At 73.9% G+C, this 22,627-nt stretch carries 19 protein-coding genes; 6 read left to right on the top strand and 13 right to left on the bottom strand.

Annotated features, from left to right (window positions below):
- Positions 1 to 352: 352 nt before the first annotated feature.
- Positions 353 to 1,360, bottom strand: a complete 1,008-nt coding sequence (locus tag ACTWQH_RS05315) for a stage II sporulation protein M (protein WP_443285141.1) — start codon at positions 1,358 to 1,360, stop codon at positions 353 to 355.
- A 78-nt stretch (positions 1,361 to 1,438) separates the two neighbouring features.
- Between ACTWQH_RS05315 and ACTWQH_RS05310 the strand changes: the two genes are divergently transcribed.
- Complete coding sequence (locus tag ACTWQH_RS05310) at positions 1,439 to 2,401, top strand: RDD family protein (RefSeq protein WP_443285140.1); 963 nt, start codon at positions 1,439 to 1,441, stop codon at positions 2,399 to 2,401.
- On the opposite strand, the gene ACTWQH_RS05305 is transcribed toward ACTWQH_RS05310, so the two are convergent.
- The 7 genes from ACTWQH_RS05305 to ACTWQH_RS05275 form a co-directional block, all read right to left on the bottom strand.
- The gene (locus ACTWQH_RS05305; RefSeq protein ID WP_443285139.1) at positions 2,385 to 3,011 is read right to left on the bottom strand and encodes a hypothetical protein; all 627 of its coding nucleotides are present in this window, start codon (positions 3,009 to 3,011) and stop codon (positions 2,385 to 2,387) included. The genes ACTWQH_RS05310 and ACTWQH_RS05305 overlap by 17 nt on opposite strands.
- Positions 3,012 to 3,021: 10 nt before the next feature.
- The gene (ahcY, locus tag ACTWQH_RS05300; RefSeq protein WP_443285138.1) at positions 3,022 to 4,437 is read right to left on the bottom strand and encodes an adenosylhomocysteinase; all 1,416 of its coding nucleotides are present in this window, start codon (positions 4,435 to 4,437) and stop codon (positions 3,022 to 3,024) included.
- Between the two features lie 164 nt (positions 4,438 to 4,601).
- Entirely contained in the window at positions 4,602 to 5,825 is a 1,224-nt protein-coding gene (gene manA, locus ACTWQH_RS05295; protein ID WP_443285137.1) for a mannose-6-phosphate isomerase, class I, read from the bottom strand.
- A 60-nt stretch (positions 5,826 to 5,885) separates the two neighbouring features.
- Complete coding sequence (locus ACTWQH_RS05290) at positions 5,886 to 7,055, bottom strand: SIS domain-containing protein (RefSeq protein WP_443285136.1); 1,170 nt, start codon at positions 7,053 to 7,055, stop codon at positions 5,886 to 5,888.
- A gap of 52 nt (positions 7,056 to 7,107) precedes the next feature.
- Positions 7,108 to 7,296, bottom strand: a complete 189-nt coding sequence (locus ACTWQH_RS05285; protein WP_443285135.1) for a Trm112 family protein — start codon at positions 7,294 to 7,296, stop codon at positions 7,108 to 7,110.
- A 128-nt stretch (positions 7,297 to 7,424) separates the two neighbouring features.
- Positions 7,425 to 8,792, bottom strand: coding sequence for a phosphomannomutase/phosphoglucomutase (locus ACTWQH_RS05280; RefSeq protein ID WP_443285134.1), 1,368 nt, complete (start codon positions 8,790 to 8,792; stop codon positions 7,425 to 7,427).
- A 119-nt stretch (positions 8,793 to 8,911) separates the two neighbouring features.
- Positions 8,912 to 9,376, bottom strand: coding sequence for a DUF3499 domain-containing protein (locus ACTWQH_RS05275; protein ID WP_443285152.1), 465 nt, complete (start codon positions 9,374 to 9,376; stop codon positions 8,912 to 8,914).
- A gap of 128 nt (positions 9,377 to 9,504) precedes the next feature.
- On the opposite strand from ACTWQH_RS05275, the gene ACTWQH_RS05270 reads away from it, so the two are divergent.
- Positions 9,505 to 9,975 carry a metallopeptidase family protein gene (locus ACTWQH_RS05270; RefSeq protein WP_443285133.1) on the top strand — a complete coding sequence of 157 codons (471 nt, stop codon included), beginning with the start codon at positions 9,505 to 9,507 and terminating at the stop codon, positions 9,973 to 9,975.
- 41 nt (positions 9,976 to 10,016) lie between these two features.
- Here ACTWQH_RS05270 and ACTWQH_RS05265 read toward each other — a convergent pair whose 3' ends face one another.
- From ACTWQH_RS05265 to ACTWQH_RS05255, 3 genes are all read right to left on the bottom strand, one after another.
- Complete coding sequence (locus tag ACTWQH_RS05265) at positions 10,017 to 11,672, bottom strand: DUF5719 family protein (protein WP_443285132.1); 1,656 nt, start codon at positions 11,670 to 11,672, stop codon at positions 10,017 to 10,019.
- Positions 11,669 to 15,328, bottom strand: coding sequence for a glycosyltransferase (locus ACTWQH_RS05260; protein ID WP_443285131.1), 3,660 nt, complete (start codon positions 15,326 to 15,328; stop codon positions 11,669 to 11,671). Before ACTWQH_RS05260 ends, ACTWQH_RS05265 begins: the two co-directional genes overlap by 4 nt.
- A gap of 183 nt (positions 15,329 to 15,511) precedes the next feature.
- The gene (locus ACTWQH_RS05255; RefSeq protein WP_347594155.1) at positions 15,512 to 15,775 is read right to left on the bottom strand and encodes a WhiB family transcriptional regulator; all 264 of its coding nucleotides are present in this window, start codon (positions 15,773 to 15,775) and stop codon (positions 15,512 to 15,514) included.
- 535 nt (positions 15,776 to 16,310) lie between these two features.
- Between ACTWQH_RS05255 and ACTWQH_RS05250 the strand changes: the two genes are divergently transcribed.
- The 4 genes from ACTWQH_RS05250 to ACTWQH_RS05235 all read left to right on the top strand — a co-directional run bounded on the left by ACTWQH_RS05250 (position 16,311) and on the right by ACTWQH_RS05235 (position 20,200).
- Positions 16,311 to 16,808, top strand: coding sequence for a cysteine dioxygenase (locus ACTWQH_RS05250; RefSeq protein WP_443285130.1), 498 nt, complete (start codon positions 16,311 to 16,313; stop codon positions 16,806 to 16,808).
- Between the two features lie 12 nt (positions 16,809 to 16,820).
- Positions 16,821 to 17,786 (top strand): 2-phospho-L-lactate transferase, encoded by a 966-nt coding sequence (gene cofD / locus ACTWQH_RS05245; RefSeq protein WP_443285129.1) that lies wholly within the window; start codon positions 16,821 to 16,823, stop codon positions 17,784 to 17,786.
- Positions 17,783 to 19,120, top strand: a complete 1,338-nt coding sequence (locus ACTWQH_RS05240; protein WP_443285128.1) for a coenzyme F420-0:L-glutamate ligase — start codon at positions 17,783 to 17,785, stop codon at positions 19,118 to 19,120. The genes cofD and ACTWQH_RS05240 overlap by 4 nt, the downstream gene beginning before the upstream one ends.
- A 150-nt stretch (positions 19,121 to 19,270) precedes the next feature.
- Positions 19,271 to 20,200, top strand: coding sequence for a cation diffusion facilitator family transporter (locus tag ACTWQH_RS05235; RefSeq protein WP_443285127.1), 930 nt, complete (start codon positions 19,271 to 19,273; stop codon positions 20,198 to 20,200).
- Positions 20,201 to 20,220: 20 nt separating this feature from the next.
- Here ACTWQH_RS05235 and ACTWQH_RS05230 read toward each other — a convergent pair whose 3' ends face one another.
- Positions 20,221 to 21,468: a DNA methyltransferase gene (locus ACTWQH_RS05230; protein ID WP_443285126.1), complete on the bottom strand. Its 1,248-nt coding sequence runs from the start codon at positions 21,466 to 21,468 to the stop codon at positions 20,221 to 20,223.
- Between the two features lie 25 nt (positions 21,469 to 21,493).
- Complete coding sequence (gene ychF, locus ACTWQH_RS05225; protein ID WP_443285125.1) at positions 21,494 to 22,600, bottom strand: redox-regulated ATPase YchF; 1,107 nt, start codon at positions 22,598 to 22,600, stop codon at positions 21,494 to 21,496.
- Between the last annotated feature and the right edge of the window lie 27 nt (positions 22,601 to 22,627).

Here is a 22,627-nt window from a genome sequence, read left to right as displayed (position 1 = left end):
CTCCGTGAATGCATACTCAAAACAGAGACCATCCACGCGAGACAATCCTCGCAATGAATCTCGAAAAAATCTGGCATTGACAAGCATGACACGCTGTTGAGTTCTCAAGGAACGGACACCCACCGGGCGTTGCCTCGTTCTCGGTGTCCACCACCTTAGAGTGTCCCCCGCCGAATTCAAAATCGGGGTCTATTCCACGTGCGCAAGGCAAGCAGAAACAGACCCTCGCGGGTCAGTCACTCGCAGATAGTGGGTGCCACTCAGAGGTGGCAGGATGCGCTCTTGGCGTGAGCGCTCGAGCAACGTTACGCCCCCGACACGCGCGCGTCAACTTGAATCCGCTCGGGCGGGCTCACGCGGCTACCGGGACCTCCGTCGCGCGGTCCGTGGCGGCCGTGTCACCGGTCTCGCCCGCCAGGGCGGCGTGTCGGCCCAGCACGAAGACATAGGTCAGGAAGGCCAGTTCCGCGGCGACGCCGATGGCGATGCGTGCCCAGGTCGGGAGGCCGGAGGGCGTCACGAAGCCCTCGATGGCCCCGGAGACGGCCAGGACCGCCGCGAGGCCGATGGCCATGCCTATCGCCGCCCGGCCCTCCTCGGCCAGCGCGGCGGCGCGGGTGCGCGGGCCGGGGTCGATCACCGTCCAGCCGAGCCGCAGGCCCGTGCCGGCTGCCACGAAGACGGCTGTCAGCTCCAGCAGGCCGTGCGGCAGGATCAGGCCGAGGAAGACGTCGAGCCGGTCGGCCGAGGCCATCAGTCCCACGCCCGTCGCGACGTTCACGGCGTTCTGGAGGATCACCCACAGCACCGGCAGCCCGAGCAGCGCGCCGAAGGCGAGTGACATCCCCGCCACCTGGGCGTTGTTCGTCCAGACCTGGGCGGAGAAGGCCGCGGCGGGGCTGCTGGAGTAGTACGACTCGTACCCTCCGCCGGGCCGGGTCATCTCGCGCAGCTCGTCGGGAGCGGCGATCGTGCTCTGCACCTCCGGGTTGGCCGCGATCCACCAGCCCATGGCCGCCACCAGCAGTGTGAAGACGACGCCGGTCGTCACCCACCAGTGACGGCTCCGGTAGCAGGCGGCGGGGAAGGCGACGACGAAGAAGCGGAGCGCGTCGCGCCAGGTCGCGCGGCGGGTGCCCACGACCGCGCTGCGGGCACGGGCCACCAGCGTGGTGAGCCGGTTGACCAGGACGGGGTCGGGCGCCGAGGACTGGAGCTGCGAGAGGTGCGTGGCCGTGCGCTGATAGAGGACGACGAGCTCGTCCGCCTCCGCGCCCGTCAGGCGGCGGCGACGGCGCAGCAGCGCTGTTAGCCTGTCCCACTCCCCACGGTGCGCGGCGACGAAGACGTCGAGGTCCATGCTCCGAGCTTCTCAGATGACGGTGACAGACTGTGCAGCAGAGGCCATGAGGCGCCCGCGGAAGGAGGGGTCGGCCGGATGAGTCAGCTCGTCACGGGCGACGCGGTGGTGCTCGGGCTGCATCCGGCGAGGGTGCCGACCCGGGCGCTGGCCGTGGCGCTTGATCTCGTCGTGTACGTCGGCGCGTATCTGCTGTTCGCCACGGTGCTGCTGAGCACGGTGCTGCCGCTGGGCACGGCCACGGCGGCGGCGGTGCAGGTGGCGCTGCTGGTGCTGTTGCTGGTGGGGGCGCCCGTCGCCGTGGAGACGCTGAGTCACGGGCGTTCGCTGGGGAAGGTGGTGTACGGCCTGCGGGTGGTGCGGGACGACGGCGGGCCGATCCGGTTCCGGCATGCGCTGGTGCGTGGCGCCATCGGCTTCATCGAGATCCTGGCGACGGCCGGGTCCGTGGCCTGCATCGCCTCGCTGGTCTCGGCCCGGGGCCGGCGGCTGGGGGACGTCTTCGCTGGAACGCTCGTGGTGCGCGAGCGGATCCCGGGCGGGCGCGCGGCTCCGCCGCCTCCGCCGCCGGAGTGGGTCGCCGGGCAGTTCGCGGAGTTGGACCTGTCGCGGGTGCCGGAGGGGCTGTGGCTGGCGGTGCGCCAGTACCTGACGCGGATGCGGCAGCTCGATCCGCAGGTCGCGTGGTCGATGGCGGTCAAGCTCTGCGGCGACCTGGTGGACCGCATCGGAACGCCGGCGCCTCCCGGGATTCATCCGGCGGCGTATCTGGCGGGGGTGGCGGCGGAGCGGCAGCGGCGGGACGCGCAGCGCGCCTTCGGCGCGGGGGAGGGTCAGGCGGCGGCGGGCAACGCGCCTGGCTGGGGGCCGTCCGGCGGCCAGCCGGTGACGCCGCCGCAGGTGACCCCGGCGGCTTCTGTGACTCCGGCGGCTCCAGTGGCTCCAGTGGCTCCAGTGGGACCGCCGCCTGCCCCGACAGCCGCGCCGCGCCTGACGAAGCCGGAACGGGAGCGACCCACCGGGTTCACCCCGCCGTCCTGAAGTCCGACGGCGGGGACTCCAGCTCCGACAGCTCGACGCCGGGGGCCGCCAGCACGACGTCGCCCGCGAGGTGCACGTCGTGCCGCTCCCCCGTCTCCAGGTCGTCGACCCGGTAGTTGTCGACGCGCAGCGGCCCGGCGTCCGTCGGGTGGCTGTCGCTGCCGAGCAGGGTCCAGGACTCCTCCCGGGTGCGGGCGGCCAGCGTCGGCCGGGCGAAGTCGACCAGCCGGAGGCGGGCGGCGGGCTCCTCGGGCGTGAGCCGGAGCAGGCGGGCGGTGGCGACGAGGAACGCGGGCGAGGCGCCGGTGAAGGCGCGGGCGGGGGCGTTGCCCTCCCGCGCCTCCGTGCCGCTGTCGGCGCCCATGCGGACCCAGGTGACGCCGTCGAGCGCGGCCCCGCGCACCCGCCAGCCGCCGGAGCGCAGCTCCAGCCGGATGGGGCGGCCGAGCGCGTCCAGGGTCAGGTCGACGGACCCGGCGGGGGCGCCGCCCGGGTCGAGGAGCCGCGACGTGTAGCGCCAGCCGGCGGGGCCGGGCGCGCAGTCGAAGCGCTCCTCGCCCAGGGGCGTCCCGTCGTACGGGTCGTGGAGGCTGTAACGCCCGCGGGGCACCGGGACCCGGTCAGTACCGGTAGTGGTCGGACTTGTAGGGGCCCTCGACCGAGACGCCGATGTACGCCGCCTGCTCGGGGCGCAGCTCGGTGAGGCGGACGCCCAGCGCGTCCAGGTGAAGGCGGGCGACCTTCTCGTCCAGCCGCTTGGGCAGGGTGTGGACGCCGACCGGGTAGGCGTTGGGGTTCGTGTGCAGCTCGATCTGGGCGATCGTCTGGTTGGAGAAGCTGTTCGACATCACGAACGACGGGTGGCCGGTGGCGTTCCCCAGGTTCAGCAGGCGGCCCTCGGAGAGCACGATGATGCTGTGGCCGTCGGGGAAGGTCCAGGTGTGGACCTGCGGCTTGATCTCGTCCTTCACGATCCCGTCGATCTTCGCCAGGCCCGCCATGTCGATCTCGTTGTCGAAGTGGCCGATGTTGCCGACGATCGCCTGGTGCTTCATCCGTTCCATGTGGCCGGCGAGGATGATGTCGCGGTTACCGGTGCAGGTGACGAAGATGTCGGCGGTCTCCACGACGTCCTCCAGGCGGGCCACCTGGTAGCCGTCCATGGCGGCCTGGAGGGCGCAGATCGGGTCGATCTCGGTGACGATGACGCGGGCGCCCTGGGCGCGCAGCGACTCGGCGCATCCCTTGCCGACGTCGCCGTAGCCGCAGATGACGGCCGTCTTGCCGCCGATCAGCACGTCGGTGGCGCGGTTGATGCCGTCGATCAGCGAGTGGCGGCAGCCGTACTTGTTGTCGAACTTGGACTTGGTGACCGCGTCGTTGACGTTGATCGCCGGGAAGAGCAGCGTGTCCTCCCGGTGCATCTCGTACAGCCGGTGGACGCCGGTGGTGGTCTCCTCGGTGACGCCGCGGATCTCGGAGGCGGCCTGCGTCCACTTCTGGGGGGTCTCGGCGAGGGAGCGGGTCAGCAGTTCGAGGATGACGCGGTGCTCGTCGTTCTCGGCGGCGGTGGCGGGGTCGGGCACCTTCCCGGCCTTCTCGTACTCCACGCCCTTGTGCACCAGCAGCGTGGCGTCGCCGCCGTCGTCGAGGATCATGGTCGGGCCGCCGGTGGGCGCGTCCGGCCAGGTCAGGGCCTGCTCGGTGCACCACCAGTACTCCTCGAGCGTCTCACCCTTCCAGGCGAAGACGGGGATGCCGGCGGCGGCGATGGCGGCGGCCGCGTGGTCCTGGGTGGAGAAGATGTTGCAGGAGGCCCAGCGGACCCTGGCGCCGAGCGCGACGAGCGTCTCGATCAGCACGGCGGTCTGGACGGTCATGTGCAGCGAGCCGGTGATGCGGGCGCCCGCCAGGGGCTGGGCGGCGGCGTACTCCTCGCGGATCGCCATCAGGCCGGGCATCTCGTGCTCGGCGAGGGTGATCTCCTTGCGGCCGAAGTCGGCCAGCGAAAGGTCGGCGACCTTGAAGTCGGTCATGAGCGGCTGCTCCTCAAGCGCGGATGAGCGTGCACGGACAGGTGAGGCCGCGGGCAGGGATGTGCCCGGTCTCGCAGTCCGTCGGAGGGCCTTCTTTCCCCTCGGCCGACGGCCACGCGGGCCGCCGACTGCCATCAGCATCGACGTCTGACTCCGGGTCGAATCTACACCGAACGGCCGAGCGGGACTACGCCGCCCACGGTGGCGCGGAAGAGGGTGCCCTCGCCGGTCACCGTGGTGTGCTCGCCGGCGCGGGCGTACGCCGACTGGCCGGGGCCGAGGGCGAGTTCGCCGGCGTCGGCGGTGCGCAGCAGGGCCCGGCCGGAGGTGCACAGCAGGATCTGCGGGGCGCCGCCGTCGAGTTCGCGCGGCGCGGAGCCGGGGCGCAGCCGCAGGCGGGAGAGGCGGAAGTCGTCGACGGGCGCGAGGTACGCCTCCTCTCCGGCCTGGGCGGCTGGCGACAGCACGGCGGGCTCGGTGGGCTCGAAGCGGACGATGCGCAGCAGCTCGGGGACGTCGATGTGCTTGGGGGTGAGCCCGCACCGCAGGACGTTGTCGGAGGTGGCCATGATCTCCACGCCGAGGCCGTCGAGGTAGGCGTGCGGGACGCCGGCAGCGAGGAAGAGGGCCTCGCCCGGCTGGAGGCGGACGCAGTTGAGCAGCATGCCCGCGATGACGCCGGGGTCGCCGGGGAAGTGGCGTTCCATGTGCGCCACGGTGGCGCAGGTCCCCGCGAAGCGGCCCGGGCCCTGGGAGGCGAGCGCCCGGGCGGCGCGGGCGGTGCGGGTCACGGTGTCGGCCATGGCCTCGCGGTCGGCGGTGAGGACGGCGGTGAGGACCTCGCGCAGCGCGTCGGCCTCGGGCTGGGCGCGCAGCAGGTCGGCGTACGGCTTGAGCTCGTCGACGCCGAGTGCGTCGAAGGCGTCGGCGGTCGCGGCCGGGTGGGCGAAGCCGCACAGCCCGTTGAAGGGGGTGAGGGCGCAGATGAGCTCGGGCTTGTGGTTGGCGTCCTTGTAGTTGCGGTGGGGGGCGTCGACGGGAACGCCGCGGCCCTCCTCGTCGGCGAAGCCGGCCTGCGCCTGGGGGAGGTCCGGGTGCACCTGGAGGGAGAGGGGCGCTTCGGCGGCCAGCAGCTTCATGAGGAACGGCAGCCGCCCGCCGAAGGCGCGTGCGGTCGGCTCGCCCAGCTCGCCCACGGGGTCGGCGGCGATGGCGTCGGCGAGCGAGACGGGGCCGTCGCCCCTCTCGACGCGGGAGGGGGCGCCGGGGTGGGCGCCCATCCACAGCTCGGCCTGCGGCTCGCCGGTGGGCTCGACGCCCAGCAGCTGGGGGATGGCGGTGGGCGAGCCCCAGGCATAGGGACGGATGGTGTTGTGGAGGCGGTCCATGGTGTGTGCTCGTCCAGGGGTCGGTCGGATTGCGGCGTGCGTCGGGGCGGCGGCGCGGCGTTACGCACGCGCGCCGGAGGTCAGCGAGAGGTACACGGCGGCGAAGTCGAGCGGGGCGATGAGCTCGGCGGCGAGCCGCAGCGGGGCGGTCTCCTCGCCGGTGTCCAGGGCGGACTCCAGCTCTCTGAAGGTGACGCCCTGCTCGAAGGCGAGGTCGCGGGCGGCGGCGGCCGCGCTGGCGGCGTTTCCGTCGGAGCCGGGCGGCAGGGGGCTGCGCAGCAGCAGCACGCGGGCGTGCAGCGGCGCCGGCTCGTCGACGCGGTCGCGGAAGAAGTCCTCGGGGCCGGCGCCCGGCACGAGGCTGCCGTTGAGGAGCGCGCCGTGCGCGGCCAACGCCATGGGCAGCTCGGCGGTGAGCGCGGGCCGGCCGGCGAGGCCGGCGAGGGTGGCGGCGGCGTGGCGGGCGGCGGCATGGGCGACGGGGCCCTCGCTCCACAGCAGCGGCAGGGAGGCGTCGAGCTCGGCGGCGAGCGTCTTGGCGGGGTTGTCGTGGGTGCGGGTGGTGGGGCCGCAGCGTTCGGCGACGGCGTCGAGCTGGTCGGCCATGGCGTGGACGGCGTCGGCGTCGGCGGTGCCGGCCGGGAAGAGACCCAGCCGCTCGCCGAGCAGCAGCAGCGGCGTGACCAGCGCCCAGGCAGGGCCCGGGGCGGCGGGGTGGTCGGCGGGCTCGGCGTGGGGGGCGGTGGCCAGCGGGATGGTGAGGTTGCGCCGGTGCGCGCTGGTCTCGGCCAGCGGCGAGCCGGGCGGGGTGACGGTGACGGCGGCACAGCCGCGCCGGTACGCCGCCTCCAGCAGCATGGACAGGCCGGGTTCGGTGCCCTCGGCGGAGACGGCGAGCAGCAGGTCGAGCGGGCCGACCCAGCGCGGCAGCGTCCAGGTCAGGGCGCCCGGCGCGGCCAGGGCACCGGTGGGCTGGAGCTGGTGGACGGGGATGCCGTCGTCGGTGAGGGCGCGGAGGAGGTCGGCGACGAGGGGGGCGGTGGGGCCGGTCCCGGCGACGAGGAGGGTGCCGGGGCGGCCCTCGGGGTTCAGGCGGGCGAGGTCGGACTCCACCGCGGCGCGGGTGGCGGTGCGGACCTGCGCCCCGGCGGCGGCCACGGCGCGCAGCAGGCCACGGGGGTCGGCGCGGGCCAGTTCGTCGGGTGCGTCGAGCAGCGTTTCGTCGATCATGCTTCGGCTCCGATCGCCCGAGGGGAGAACCGGGACGCGGCCGCGGAGGCTCTCAGCCGCCGGTCCGGGTCTGGCGGGCCTCGTCCGCGAGCAGTACGGGGATGCCGTCCTGCACGGGGTAGGCGAGGCCGCACGCTTCGCCGGTGCACACCAGCTCCTGGGCCTCGGCGTCCTCGCGGAGCGGGGAGCGGCAGACCGGGCAGGCCAGGATCTCCAGCAGCGCGGCTTCGATGAGCGGCATGGTTCCTCCGGCGGCGGGCGTACGGGGGTGTCGTTCGCCGATCACCCTACCGGCCCGGGCCCCGGTGGGCACCGCCAGGACGCCGGGGTCCTGCCGGTGCCCACCGGGGGTTACGCCCTACGCCCGCCCTACGCCCGGACGATCGCCAGCACCTCGTCGCGGACCTTGGCGACGGTCGCGGCGTCGCGGGCCTCGACGTTCAGCCGCAGCAGCGGCTCGGTGTTGGACGGCCGGAGGTTGAACCACCAGTCGTCGGTGGAGACGGTCAGGCCGTCGAGCTCGTCGAGGGTGACGCCGGGGCGGTCCGCGAAGGCGCCGCGCACGGCCGCCGCCCGCCCGGCCTGGTCGGCGACGCGGCTGTTGACCTCGCCGGAGGCGGCGTAGCGGTCGTAGGCGGCGACCAGGGCGGACAGCGGCCCGTCCTGCCCGCCGAGCGCGGCCAGCACGTGCAGCGCGGCCAGCATGCCGGTGTCGGCGTTCCAGAAGTCGCGGAAGTAGTAGTGGGCGGAGTGCTCACCGCCGAAGATCGCGCCGGTGCGGGCCATCTCGGCCTTGATGAAGGAGTGGCCGACGCGGGTGCGCACGGGCGTGCCGCCGTTCTCCCTGACCACCTCGGGGACCGACCAGGAGGTGATCAGGTTGTGGATGACGGTGGAGCCGGGCGCCTTGGCCAGCTCGCGGGCGGCGACGAGGGCGGTGATCGCCGAGGGCGGAACCGGCTCGCCCCGCTCGTCGACGACGAAGCAGCGGTCGGCGTCGCCGTCGAACGCCAGGCCGATGTCGGCGCCGGTGGCGCGCACCCGGGCCTGGAGGTCGACGATGTTGGCCGGATCCAGCGGGTTCGCCTCGTGGTTGGGGAAGGTGCCGTCCAGCTCGAAGTACATCGCCTCCAGCTCGACGGGCAGCCCGGCCAGCACGGTCGGCACGGTGTGGCCACCCATGCCGTTGCCGGCGTCGACGACGGCCTTCAGGGGGCGGATGGCGGTGAGGTCCACGAGGGAACGCAGGTGCCCGGCGTAGTCGGCGAGGACGTCGCGCCGGGTGAGGGTGCCGGGTTCCGCGGCGGTGGCGGGGGGCGCGCCCTCGCCGGCGTCCGCCCACTCCTCGACCAGCGCGCGGATGTCGGCCAGGCCGCTGTCCTGGCCGATGGGGGCGGCCCCGGCCTGGCACATCTTGATGCCGTTGTACTGGGCGGGGTTGTGGCTGGCGGTGAACATCGCGCCGGGGAGGCCGAGCGCGCCGCTGGCGTAGTAGAGCTGGTCGGTGGAGCACAGCCCGATCTCGGTGACGTCGGCGCCGCGCGCGGCGGCCCCCTCGCCGAAGGCGCGCGCCAGGCCCGGCGAGGAGGGGCGCATGTCGTGCCCGATGACCACGGCCTTGGCTCTGGTCACCTCGGCGAACGCGGCGCCGAAGAGCCGCGCCAGCCGCTCGTCCCACTGATCGGGAACCACACCGCGTACGTCGTAGGCCTTCACGATCTGCGACAGGTCCGGCACGAGCCACCCCTTGTCTGCGTCTGTTTGTCGGGCGATGGATGTCCGTTACGTCTTGCTGCGTTCCGTTACGTCCGATGTGGTCAGCATCAGCGGCGGCCATCCAATGTACCGGGCGCGCGTTACGGCTCAGGAGAGCGCAAAATACGCAGATGCGCGCGGCGGGCGACGTCTATGGGATCGGTGCCCCTGGGCGGGGCGGCGGGCTGGCCCTGCTGCCCCGGTACGCCGCCGCGCCGCTCGTCGCCTCGGGGCGCGGCACGGGGCGGCGTGCGGGCGGCCTCCCGCACGGCGTCGGCGAGGGCTTCGAGGTCGTCTCCGCTGGGGAGGGTCGCGTGGTGGGTGTCCACGGCGAGCCGGACCACCTCCCAGCCGCGGGGGGCCGTCAGCCGCTCGGAATGCTCGGCGCACAGGTCGTAGCAGTGCGGCTCGGCGTAGGTGGCGAGCGGGCCGAGGACGGCCGTGGAGTCCGCGTAGACATACGTCAGCGTCGCCACGGCGGGGCGGCCGCACGCGGTGCGCGAACAGCGGCGTACGGGGCTCACGATGTTGGACCGTACCGCACTCCTGAGCGGGCCGCGACGGATTGCCGCGAGCCCTCCCGGCCGTGTCGCCGCACGCCCGTCCGCGCCGTGTCCAGGCTGTTCCGTGCTGTCCGCATTCGCCGGGCGATCGACCTCACCAGGCGGCGCCTCGTCCTCTATCGTCAAAGACGATGGACAACCTCAGCAGCGTCCCCCCGGCCTCGTCCGGCCCGTACGGCCGCTCCTCACGGCACCGGGACCGGCATGGCCGCGGTATGCGTGGACCAGTGGCGCCGCCTCAGGTGCCGCTGGCGGTGACCCGGGCGGACACCTTCGACTCGCTGGTGCACGACTCGGCGGAGCGGCTGCGGCGGCGGCTGCCGCAGCTCGCGGGCGTCGACTTCGTTGTGCAGGAGGTGCCGTGGCTCTCGCGCGGCGAGCGCGCGGACGCGGCGTCGGCGGACATCGTGCCGCTGGGCGGGGTGGTGAACGGCCGGGACGGGCGTCCCGACCGCATCGTCGTGTATCGCCGCCCGGTGGAGCTGCGCAGCCGGGACCGGGAGGAGTGCGCGCGGCTGGTTCACGAGGTGGTGGTGGAGCAGGCCGCCGAGCTGCTGGGGCTGGCGCCGGAGTCGGTGGACCCCAAGTACGGCCAGGACTGAGCGGCGCCCTCGGCCGATCTGCCGGTCACTCGCCCGCTCGCTCACTCGATCAGGATCGACAGGTCCTGCCCGGTGTCGGGGACCGTGACCGTGGAGCGGTCGTCCGGGATCGTCTGGATCGTGACCATCCTCGCCGAGTCGTCTTCCTCCCCTCCGCCCTCGGAGAGGGTGCGCGCGGCGTAGAGCGGGCCGCCGCCGAGGCGTTCGACGGTGAGGGCGTACCGGCCCTCGGTGTCCTCGGGAAGCTCGGGGGTGACGGTGAGGGTGGTCCGCGGCTTCACGGTGTAGCTCTGGGTGGTGGTCCGGCCGCCGTCGCTGCCCGCGGAGACGGTGACCTCGACGCGCGCCGCCTCGCCGCCCAGCGCCGCCAGCGAGAGCTGAACGCCCTCGGCGGTGTTGCCCGAGGCGGTGCCGCGCCACTCGATGGGGTCGGTGGCCTGGATGAACGCCATCTCCTGCCCGCTCTCCCCCTCCCCCTCCTCACCCTGCTCCTCGGGCCCTTCCGTGACCCGGAGCGCGGCCATCACCGAGCCGCCGCCCGAGCCCGCCGCCGGGGTGAGGACGAGCGAGCCGGTCTCGCCCTGCGTAAGGGGGCCGAGGTCGACCGTGGTGAGGGAGCCGGCGAGGACCGTGACGGTCTCGTGCCCGGCCGGCGTGATCACACCGGCGGGACCGGCCAGGCGCACGTCGAAGGTGATGTCCTCCTCGCCCGGGGCGTACGCCACGAGCTGCGCGTTCCGCGCGTCGGCCGGGATGCCGGGCAGCACCACCGGGCCGTCGGCCGGGTCGGCGGGGGGCAGCCAGTCGGCGCCGAGCGCATCGTCGACCGCCTCGATCTGGGCGCCGATGCGGCCGGTGCGGGCGGTCACCTCGACGGCGAGGTCGTCGACCTCCTCGTCGGTGAGAGTGGACAGCAGCACGGGCACCGAGGAGCCGCCGGGGACCGTGATGCCCTCGCCCGCCTCGGCCTCCAGCCGACCGTCCGGCCCGTACAGCTCGACGTCGACGACGGTGGCCGCCTCGTCGGGGTTGGTGACGTGGACGTAGTCGTGGCGGGTGGCGGCGGTGCTCGCGCCGGCGAACCAGAAGCCGGTGTCGGGCGTCTGGCAGGCGGTGCCGAGCAGGCCGCGGCCGATGCCGGAGGGGACGCGGGTGGTCTGCTGCACCGTCCAGCCGGGGGCCAGCCGCTGCTCGGCGGTGCCGGTCAGGGCCGGGGCGCCGGTCTCCTCGGTGCTGACGGTGACCGGGACGCCCGGCTCGGCCAGCGGCGCCACGGGGTCGGCCTGCTTCTCCTGGCTCTCCTGGCCCCGCTGGCCCTCGCCGTTCTCCCCGCCCTCGCCGTTTCCGTCTTCGCCGCCCTCGCCGTTCTCGCCTCCCCCGCTGTTCTCCCCGCCCTCGCCACCCTCGGTGCCCGGGGCGTACTCGGGGGCGGGGAACAGCTCGGCGCTGCCCTGCCCCTCCTCGCCGGCCGGCTCCCCCGCGGGGGTGTACGCCGTGTACCAGGTCGTCGCCGACTCGGCGGCGGTGGGGCGCGGGCAGGTCAGCGCGGTGCGCTGGACCGGCCGGGGCGCGGGGCGCTCGGCGGCCTCGGACGCCCCGGCGTCGGCGGGCTCGTCGCCCGAGCCGACGGCGGCGAGGCCCGTCAGCGCGAGCAGCGCCCCGACCGTGGCGAGCAGGGAGATCGTGGGACGGTTCATCGCTGGCCGCTCCCGTCCCCGTAGTCGGCCGGGTGGTCGTACGGCGCCGCGTAGTCCTCGTAGGAACCCTCGTAGGACTCCTCGTAGGGCTGCGGCTGCTGCGGGATGGCCTGACCGCCGGGGTAGTAGGTCTGGGTCTGGGGATCCTGGTACTGCTGGTCGTACTGGTCCGGATAGGGCTGCGCGTAGCCCGGGTCGGGCAGGGCGCCCGGGTAGGACCACTGCGGCTGCTCGGCGGCCACCGGCGCGGGCTCCGTCTCCGGCATCGGCTCCGCGGGCGGCGGCGCCTGCGGGGGCAGGGGCGGCGGCATCGCGGGCGCGTCGGGCGCCTCGCCGGCTCCGGGCGGCACGGGCGTCACGCCCGTCCCCGCGACCGCGGCCTCGGCGGCCAGCCGCCGCGCCCGGCGGCCCTGGGGCGCCCCGGCCGGCGGGGCCTGAGGCTCCGGCATGTCGTCGTCCAGCTCGCGGCGCCGCCCCGGCAGCGCCAGCACGCACAGCACCAGCAGCGCGAAGCCCTGGCCCCACACCCACAGCGTGTGGCTGCCCGGCGTCTCGTAGGTGACGTCGAGCCGCCCGCCGCCCGCCGGCAGTTCGAAGCCCTGGGCCCAGCCGCCGAGCGTGACGGGCGTCAGCGGCTCGCCGTCCAGCGTCGCCTTCCAGCCGGAGGCGGCCGTCTCGGCCAGCCGCAGGATGCGCCCGGCCGGGCCGTCGGGCAGCTCGGTGTGGACCTCGACGGCGCCGGAGACGACCGGCACCGGGTCGGCGGCCGCGGCGTTGCCCGCCTCCCGCCCGGGCGGCAGCACCGCGACGCGCGAGATCTCGCCCTCGACCCGCCACAGCGCGCTGCCGTCCTCCTGGCTGAGCCGCTCCAGGCCCGGCGTGGTGTCCAGCACCTCGTGCAGCTCGCGCGGCGAGCCGTCCCGCACCAGCACGTACGCCACGGCGTAGTCGGCGAGCACGGCCGTCTGGTCCGCGCCGGTGCCCGCCACCAGGTTGCCGACGGCCTCGCCGAGCGAGGCGTCCTCGCCGATCAGCCCGGCGAGGTCGGCGTCGCCGAGCCGGGCGCCGGAGCCGCGCACCAGGGCGTACGACACGCCCTCGCCCGAGCCCGACAGCACGAGCGTGCGGGCCTGGTCGCGGGTGGAGCTCTCCTCGGCGACGAACGCCGGCACCTGAACCGGGCCGCGCCGCTCCAGCGGTCCGTCGGCCCCGCCGAGGATCCAGCCGACCGCTACCAGCAGCGGCCCGATCGCCGCCGCGCCCGCGACGGCCACCGCCACCGGCTGCCGCCAGCCGAAGCTCTGGGCGGCGACGCGGTACCGCGCGCCGTCGGCGCCCAGGACGGCGGCGCACAGCAGGGCCAGGCCGTAGACCAGGGTGGCAGGGCCGGCCCACACCGCGTCGGAGGCGTTGGACCAGACCGCGAAGAGCAGCCCGGCGAGCGCCCCGGCCCAGGCGGTGCCGATGGCCAGCCGCCGCTCCCGCCGCAGCAGCGCGCCGAGCGCGGCCACCAGCAGGCCGACCAGCAGCCAGGTGCCGGGAGTGCCGGGCCCGGCGGGGCTGATGTTCACCAGCTGGAACGCCGACGCCTCGGCGGTGGTGAAGGGGAGCCCGGCCTCACGCAGGAAGTCCGAGGGGCTGAGCAGCACCGACCAGGACCAGGGGCCGAGCAGCACGAACGGCGTCAGGAGCAGGGCGGCGAAGCGCACGGCCTTGGCGCGCCGCAGGCCGGGCTCGGCCCGGAGCGGCAGCAGCAGCGAGCAGGCCGCCAGCAGCACCGCCATCGGCCACACGACCGGGGTGAAGGCGGTGGCGACGGTCAGCAGCAGCGCGCAGGCCCAGACCGCGCGCCACGGTCCGCGCCCGGCGTTCGCGGCGCCGGTGTGCCCGGCGGCGGAGACGGCGGTGCGGGCGAGCGGGGGCAGCAGCACGGCGAGGACGGCGGTGCCGATCCGGCCGCCGGCCAGGGCGCCGGTGACGGCGGGCAGCAGGGCGTACGCGATGCTGCCCCAGGCGCGCAGCAGGCGGGACATGACCAGCGGCCGGGAGGTGAAGTACGCCGACGCGCCGGCCAGCGGGACGGAGCCGACCAGCAGCAGCGTCATGGCGAGGCCGGGGCTGCCCATCAGCACGGTGGACAGCAGCGCGAGCAGCCCGATGAACGGGGGCGCCGCCTGGTCGCCGCCGACCCCGACGGGCTGCCAGGTCTCCAGGTACCTCTCCCACAGGCCGCCCGCCGCGTCGGGCGCGGGCAGCAGGGCACCGCCGACCAGCGCGCCGGAGCCGATGAGGTCGCGGCAGGCCAGCAGCGAGGCCAGCAGCAGCGCGAGGAAGAGCATCGGCCCGGGGCGGCGCGTGAGGCGTTTGATCCGGGCGAACTGCTCGATCTCCAGGGAGTCGGCGTCGTCGTCGGTGGGCCCGGACTCGACGGCCCCGTGGCGCCCGGCCGAGGCGGAGGAGGCGTCGGCGCGGCCCGCGAAGTTGCTGACGACCTGTTCGACCGTGACGCGGACGGTGGCGCCGGGCGGCGGGAAGAGGGGACGCAGGTCCCCGGGCCGCACGCCGGGGTCGGCCACGCGGCGGCGTCGTCTTCGCGCGCCGATGACGCGGCCGGGGCGCAGCAGCGTGGCCAGCAGCCCGCCGGCCTCGTCCAGGGCCCGGCGGGGAACCTTGCCGACGAGATACGCCAGGACGCGCAGCAGGGTGCCGAGGATCAGCCGGAAGAGGACCCACGGCAGGGCGCGGGCCGGGGTGCCGGTGAGCAGGACGTAGGAGGCGGCGGCCTTGTCGATGCGGTGCGGGCCGGCGCCGAGCCGCCCGGCGCAGTCGATGGAACGCCGCTCCCGCGAGGCGGCCTCGGCGTGCCGCAGCACGGCGGCGGGGGCGATGAGGACGCGGTGCCCGGCGGCCTGGGCGCGCCAGCACAGCTCCACGTCGTCGCGCATCAGCGGGAGCCGCCGGTCGAAGCCGCCGAGCTGCTCGAAGACGTCGCGCCGGACGAGCATCCCCGCGGTGGAGACCGACAGCACGGGGCGCACCTGGTCGTGCTGGCCCTGGTCCTGCTCGCGGCGGTCGAGGCCGGTCCAGCGGCGGCCGCTGTTGGCGATGGAGACGCCGACCTCCAGCAGCTGCCTGCGGTCGTACCAGCCGCGGAGCTTGGCGCCGACGATGGCGGTGGAGGGGTCGGCGTCGGCCTGGCGCAGCAGCTCGGCGAGGGCGCCGGGCTCGGGCGCGGAGTCGTCGTGCAGCAGCCACAGCCAGTGGACGGGCTCACCGAAGGGCAGCTCCGGCAGGTCGTAGGTGCTGGTGTCCCACGTGCGGGTGACCGGGTCCCAGGCCGGGGGGCGCTTGAGGTACGGAAGCTCCTCGGGCGTGAGCACGGGGGCGGTGCGGGCCGCCTCGGCCACGGCGGCGCCGAAGCTCGTGCGGCGGGCGAGGTGCAGCACGCGCTCGGCGCCGAACGCCTCGGTGACCAGGGTGGCGGAGGTGTCGGCGCTGCCGGTGTCGGCGGCGATGACGTCCTGCACGGGACGGTCCTGGCCGAGCAGGCCGGTCAGGACGTCGGGGAGCCAGCGTTCGCCGTCATGCGAGACGAGCACGGCGGTGACGACGTGCCTCGGAAACTCCGGATGGGCGGGCTGGCGGTGCAGGGACATCGAGGTCGGGCCCCGGTTCGCTCGACGATGGTGACGTGACAGCGAACCACCCTAGCGGCTGGGTGTGACGGCCCCGCCCGGGCTCGTGGGGCGCTTCGCGCCCGGCGCCGCGGCTCGACCGATGGCGATCGGCCGGTGATCGATCGGTGATCGATCGGCGACCGGTCGACGACCGGCGATCCGTCAGACCGCGGCCTTCTTCAGGCGACGCCGCTCACGCTCGGACAATCCGCCCCAGATTCCGAAGCGTTCGTCGTTCGCGAGGGCGTACTCCAGACATTCGGAGCGCACCTCGCAGGCGAGACAGACCTTCTTGGCCTCGCGTGTGGACCCGCCCTTCTCGGGGAAGAAGGACTCCGGGTCGGTCTGGGCGCACAGTGCGCGCTCCTGCCATCCGAGTTCTTCTTCGGCCTCGGCGACCAGCAGTTGGTGGAACAGCTCGGTCATATGCGCGCCCCTCGTCATCTTTGCTTCCCCGTGATGCTGTCGTTATCGATCCCGCACGAACGACACGAGTGAAATTACAGGTGGGGCGCTCTGTGGCAGTCAAGCCACGATCTCCCATTCACCCGATGATTCACCCTGTGGCACCACAGCCATACGGAAAGTGTTCAAATCGCCACAAAGCATGCTCGCTGTCCCGGCCCTCGGCTTCCCCTTCCGTCGTTTCTTGACAGGGGGACGCGCGAAGCGCCGGAGACGTTCCAGCCCCGACGCGAAGCGATCCAGATCACAGCGGGATCACGGATGAGCAACGGCGTTCGGGAGTGATGCCTGCGCGTCTGTCCGCGGCGGCTGACGCATAAACCTTTCGGCACACCGGACCCCCGGAAGTGGTGAAAGAATGCGCCTGGCCGGCGGCGCCCGGTTGACGCCGGCGGCGGCTCTCCGCTGCCGTTAGCGCTGCTGTCAGCCCCCTAAGGCACACTTCCGAGACTCACCTCACGCTTCCCCAGACTCCCCCGAGGCCCCCTTCACGCCCATGGACAACGACATCGAAATCGCCGGCGATCCGCTGGCGGTGGCGCACCTCTTGCCGCCGGCCCCCGAGCACCCCTCCACCATCGGGCAGTTCGCCGCGCTGGCGAACGCGATCGCGGGCGACCGCCGCCGCTGGGCGCCGCTGGTGCGCTTCGACGCCGTCAGCCGCTGGTACCACCGGCTGCGGACCGGCCCCGGGTACGAGGTGTGGCTGCTGAGCTGGGTGCCGGGCCAGGGCAGCGGGCGGCACGACCACGGCCCCTCGCACGGCGTCTACACGGTGCTGGACGGGGCGTTGACCGAGCGGGCCCAGGGCCGGGGCACGCACGTCCTCACGCCGGGGTCGCTGCGCGTCTTCGCGCCCGGATACGTCCACGAGATGATCAACGTCACCCTGGAGCCGGCGGTCAGCCTGCACATCTACTTCCCGGGCCTGACCGAGATGCCCATGCACGAGCCGGCCGCCGCACCCACGGCCAGGAGCGCCCAGGCCTGCTGAGAGACTGGCCGCATGCGACGCATCGTGGTTCTCTCCGGCGGCATCGGCGGCGCCCGCTTCCTGCGCGGGCTGAAGCGGGCCGCGCCGGAGGCGGACATCACCGTCATCGGCAACACCGGGGACGACATCCACCTCTTCGGGCTGAAGGTCTGCCCCGACCTCGACACCGTGATGTACACCCTCGGCGGCGGCATCCACGAGGAGCAGGGCTGGGGGCGGGCGGAGGAGTCGTTCACCGTCAAGGAGGAGCTGGCCGCCTACGGCGTCGAGCCGCAGTGGTTCGGCCTGGGCGACCGCGACTTCGCCACCCACATCGTGCGCACGCAGATGCTCGGCGCCGGGTATCCGCTCAGCGCCGTCACCGAGGCGCTGTGCCGGCGCTGGGAGACCGGCGTGCGGCTGCTGCCGATGACCGACGACCGCGTCGAGACCCACGTGGTGATCGACGACGGCTCGGGCGGGCGTAAGGCCGTGCACTTCCAGGAGTACTGGGTGCGGCTGCGGGCGGCCCCGCCCGCGCACGCCGTGGTGCCGGTCGGCGCCGAGCAGTCCTCGCCCGCGCCGGGGGTGCTGGAGGCGATCGGGGAGGCCGACCTGATCCTGTTTCCGCCGTCCAACCCGGTGGTGAGCGTCGGCACGATCCTGGCCGTGCCCGGCATGAGGGAGGCCATCGCGGGCGCGGGCGTTCCGGTGATCGGCCTGTCCCCCATCGTCGGTGACGCGCCGGTGCGGGGCATGGCCGACAAGGTGCTGGCCGCCGTCGGCGTGGAGGCGACGGCCGCGGCCGTGGCCCAGCACTACGGCTCCGGGCTGCTGGACGGCTGGCTGGTCGACACCGTCGACGCCGAGGCGGTCAAGGCCGTGGAGGCGGACGGGATCCGCTGCCGGGCCGTTCCCCTGCTGATGACCGACGTCGATGCCGCCGCCGCCATGGCCGACGAGGCGCTGGCGCTGGCCGAGGAGGCACGCCCGGCATGACTGATTCGATTCCCGGCGGCCTCCCCGCGTACCGCGTCTGGGCGCTGCCCGGCATCCCCGAGGTCAAGCCGGGCGACGAGCTGGCCAAGCTCGTCGCGCAGGCCGCCACCGCCCCCGGCCTGCCGGGACTGGCCGACGGCGACGTGCTCGTCGTCACCTCGAAGATCGTCAGCAAGGCGGAGGGGCGGGCGCTGGCCGCCGAGGACCGCGAGGCGGCGATCGACGCCGAGGCGGTGCGGGTGGTGGCCCGGCGCGGCACGACCCGGATCGTCGAGACCCGGCACGGCTTCGTCATGGCCGCGGCCGGCGTCGACTCCTCGAACGCCCCCGTGGGCACCGTGCTGCTGCTGCCCGAGGACCCCGACGCCTCGGCCGCCCGCATCAGGGACGGCCTGCGCGAGATGCTGTCGGTCGAGGTCGGCGTCGTCGTCACCGACACCTTCGGCCGCCCCTGGCGCACCGGGCAGACGGACGTGGCGATCGGCGCCGCCGGCGTGACGGTGCTGGACGACCTGCGCGGCGGGACCGACCCGTACGGCAACCCGCTCGGGGTGACCATGACGGCCGTCGCCGACGAGCTGGCGGCCGCCGGCGAGCTGGTCAAGGGCAAGACCAACGGCTGTCCGGTGGCGGTCATACGCGGCCTGCCGCACCGGGTCGGCGGCGAGGCGAGCGCGCGCGAGCTGGTGCGCGAGCCCGCGCAGGACATGTTCCGGCTCGGCACCTCGGAGGCGGTGCGCGAGGCGGTGACGATGCGCCGCACGGTGCGGGAGTTCACCGACGCGCCGGTGGACCCGGAGGCGGTGCGCCGGGCCGTGGCCGCCGCCGTCACCGCGCCGGCGCCGCACCACACCACGCCGTGGCGATTCGTGCTGCTGGAGTCCGACGGCGCGCGCGAGCGGCTGCTGGACGCCATGCTGCGGGCGTGGATCACGGATCTGCGGCGTGACGGGAAGCCGGAGGAGTCCATCGCGCGGCGGGTGCGGCGCGGCGAGGTGCTGCGGCGCGCGCCGTATCTGGTGGTGCCGTGCCTGGTGGCCGGGTCCGAGGGCGGCGCCCACGCCTACCCGGACGCGAGGCGCTCGGCCGCGGAGCGGGAGATGTTCGTGGTGGCGATGGGCGCGGCCGTGCAGAACCTGCTCGTCGCGCTGGCGGGCGAGGGCCTGGGCTCGGCGTGGGTCTCCTCCACGATGTTCTGCCGGGAGGTGGTGCGGGAGGAGCTGGCGCTGCCGGAGAGCTGGGACCCCATGGGCGCGGTCGCGGTGGGCCACGCCGCCGCCAGGCCTGCTCCCCGGCCGCCGCGCTCGGCCGAGGCGTTCATCGAGGTCCGCTGAGTCGAACGGCCGGGCCGCGGACCGGGCGCCGACGCCGGTGCCCGGAGCGGGCGCGGGGCCGATAGGGTCGCGGCGGTACCGTACGCCCGCGCGGGCAGGCCGCGTTCGGCGGGTCCGCACCCATCCACGCAGAAGGGAACCGGTAGCAGCATGAGCGCCTCAGGGGGAACCAGGGCGATCGTCGCCGCACTCTGCGCCAATCTCGCCATCGCGGCGGCGAAGTTCACGGCGGCGGGGTTCAGCGGCTCGTCGTCGATGCTGGCCGAGGGAGTGCACTCGGTCGCCGACTCGGGCAACCAGGCGTTGCTGCTGCTGGGCGGCAAGCGCGCCAAGCGTGAGGCCAGCGAGGAGCACCCCTTCGGGTACGGGCGCGAGCGGTACGTCTACGCCTTCCTCGTCTCGGTGGTGCTCTTCAGCGTGGGCGGCGTCTTCGCGCTCTACGAGGGCTACGAGAAGATCCGGCACCCGCACGAGATCGATCACTGGTACTGGCCGGTGGGCGTGCTGGTCTTCGCGATCATCGCCGAGACGTTCTCCTTCCGCACCGCGATAAAGGAGTCGAACGAGGTCCGCGGCAAGCAGTCGTGGGGGCGTTTCATCCGCACGGCCAAGGCGCCCGAGCTGCCGGTGGTGCTGCTGGAGGACCTCGGCGCCCTCGTCGGCCTGTTCCTGGCGCTGGGCGGCGTGCTGATGGCGCTGGCCACCGGCGACGGGGTCTGGGACGGCATCGGCACGCTGTGCATCGGCGTGCTGCTGGTGATCATCGCGCTGGTGCTGGCGGCCGAGACCAAGTCCCTGCTGCTGGGCGAGGCGGCGAGCGCGGAGTCGGTGGCCGCCATCCGCGAGGCGATGGTGGACGGCGAGACCGTGACCGGCGTGATCCACATGCGGACGCTCCACCTCGGCCCGGACGAGGTGCTGGTGGCGGCGAAGATCGCGGTACGCCACGACGAGCGCGCCGACGCGGTGGCGAGCGCGATCGACGCGGCCGAGGCCCGCATCCGCGAGGCGGTCCCGATCGCGCGCGTCATCTACCTGGAGCCGGACATCCGGCGGGAGGCGAAGAGCGTTTCCACGTAGGGCCTCGGGCCGGCGGTGGGTCAGGCCGGCTTCGTGCCGGAGACGTCGTACTCGAAGAGCGCCTTGTTGGAGTTCCGCTTGCGGATGGTCTCGACCCGGACGTCGCGGTAGCCGAGGGCGCGCAGCATGGCGGCGTACCACTCGTGCGCGGGGACCTCGTGCTGGTAGAAGGTCGAGTTGCCGATGATGTACGACGCCCGGCCGCCCGGCTTGAGGTGGCCCGTGATGCTCCGGAAGTGCAGCCACATGTCGTGGTGGTACTTGTGCACGTAGGTGGCCAGCAGCGGGCCGTTCCTGCCGCCGTCGGCGGCGATGTTGTCGCAGACGGCCTTCATCGCCGCGTCGACGGGGGTCTCGGCCTCCGGTACCCAGGTGTTCAGCTTGCTGGTCGCGGTTCCCCAGGTGCCGCCGATCGCGCGCCAGTCCAGCTCGCCCGCGTCGCTCGCGGCGTCGAGGTACCGCAGCCAGTACATGTACGGCCGGAGTTCGCGGATGTAGCTCATGCGGTTGGCGTAGGGCGGCGAGGTCAGCACGAGGTCCGCCGGCGGGAGGTCCGCCAGCACCTGGCGGGAGTCGCCCCGCCGCACCGAGGCCGAGCCCAGCAGGTCGTAGCGGGCCGAGGCGATGACCGTCGCCATCTCGGTGTCGAAGGCGGCGATCGTCCGCTCCACGTCGTCGGCGTCGAGGAGGGCGGTGTCGTCCGTGGCGGCCTTGAAGGACATGGACTGGTGGTTGAACGCCGCGTTGGAGCAGGAGATGAGCGAGCGGCACAGGCCGATGTCGAGCAGGTCCCGGACGGCGCCGTCGTACGCGTCGATGGCGGCGCGGAGCGCCTTCAGCGCCTGGAGCGCGCCCGGACCCCACCACTTCTCGATCCTGAAGAGGCCGGGCTGCCACAGGCCGGCGTCGCCGCGCCGGGCGCGGGCGGCGGCCACGACGGCGCGCGTCGCGTCGGCCGTGGCGAGCAGCGTTCCGCCGGCGTAGCGGCGCGTCTTGACGGTGCCGAGCCAGACGAGGAAGGGGTTGATGTCGACCGACTGCCCGGTGTGGCCGAGCTCCGCCGCCGCCAGCGGGGTGGTGCCGGTGCCCGAGAACGGGTCGGTGATGACGCTGCCGGCGGGCAGGTGCGAGATGCGCTCGCGGACCAGGCGTACGCCGTAGGCGGGCGTGAGCCGGAGCCACCCGTGGCGCCCGGCGCCCATGTTGGCGCGGAACGTCATGTGCTCGTTCCGCGCGAGGGCGAGCCGGTCCACGGCCGTCGCGGTCACGCCCGGGGCCGGCCGGGGGTATCGCTCACTTCTTCCCCCCGCCCGCGGGTCCGTGACGGAACTCCACGACGTCGCCGTCGCGCATCACGTACTCCTTGCCCTCCATGCGGACCTTGCCGCGGGAGCGGGCCTCGGCGACCGAGCCGGCGTCGAGGAGGTCGTCGAAGGAGACGACCTCGGCCTTGATGAAGCCCTTCTGGAAGTCGGTGTGGATCACCCCGGCCGCCTCGGGGGCGGTGGCGCCCTTCTTGATGGTCCAGGCGCGGGCCTCCTTCGGCCCGGCGGTGAGGTAGGTCTGCAGGCCGAGGGTGTCGAAGCCGACGCGGGCGAGGGTGGCCAGGCCCGGCTCGTCCTGACCGACCGTCTGGAGCAGTTCCAGCGCCTCCTCCTCGGGCAGCTCGCCGAGCTCGGCCTCCAGCTTGGCGTTGAGGAAGATCGCCTCGGCCGGGGCGACGAGGGCGCGCTGCTCCTGCTTGAAGCCCTCGTCGGTCAGCTCGTCCTCGTCGACGTTGAAGACGTACAGGAACGGCTTGACGGTCAGCAGGTGCAGCTCGCGCAGCGGCTCGGCGCGCTCGGTGCCCTGGGCGATGCCGGCGGCGTAGAGGGTGCGGCCCTCCTCCAGGATGGCCTTGGCCTCCTCGACGGCGGCCACCAGCGGCTGCTTCTCCTTCTTGACGCGGGCCTCCTTGGCCAGGCGCGGCAGCACCCTCTCGATGGTCTGGAGGTCGGCGAGGATCAGCTCGGTGTCGATGGTCTCGATGTCGCTCTTGGGGGATACCTTGCCGTCGACGTGGACGACGTTCTCGTCCTTGAACGCCCTGATGACCTGGCAGATGGCGTCGGACTCGCGGATGTGGTGGAGGAATTGGTTGCCCAGGCCCTCGCCCTCGCTGGCGCCGCGCACCAGGCCGGCGATGTCGACGAAGTCGACGTGGGCGGGGACGACGCGCTGGGAGTCGAAGAGCTCGGCGAGCCGCGCGATGCGGGGGTCCGGGACGCCGACGACGCCGACGTTGGGCTCGATCGTGGCGAACGGGTAGTTGGCCGCCAGCACCTCGTTCTTGGTGAGGGCGTTGAAGAGGGTCGACTTGCCGACATTCGGCAGGCCGACGATACCGATCGTGAGCGACACGTGAGCGACTTCCGGTGAGAGGAGGCG

It is taken from the genome of Streptomyces sp. 6N223 (genome assembly GCF_052246635.1).
Lineage (GTDB): Bacteria > Actinomycetota > Actinomycetes > Streptomycetales > Streptomycetaceae > Streptomyces.
This window is presented reverse-complemented; position numbering and strand designations above follow the sequence as displayed.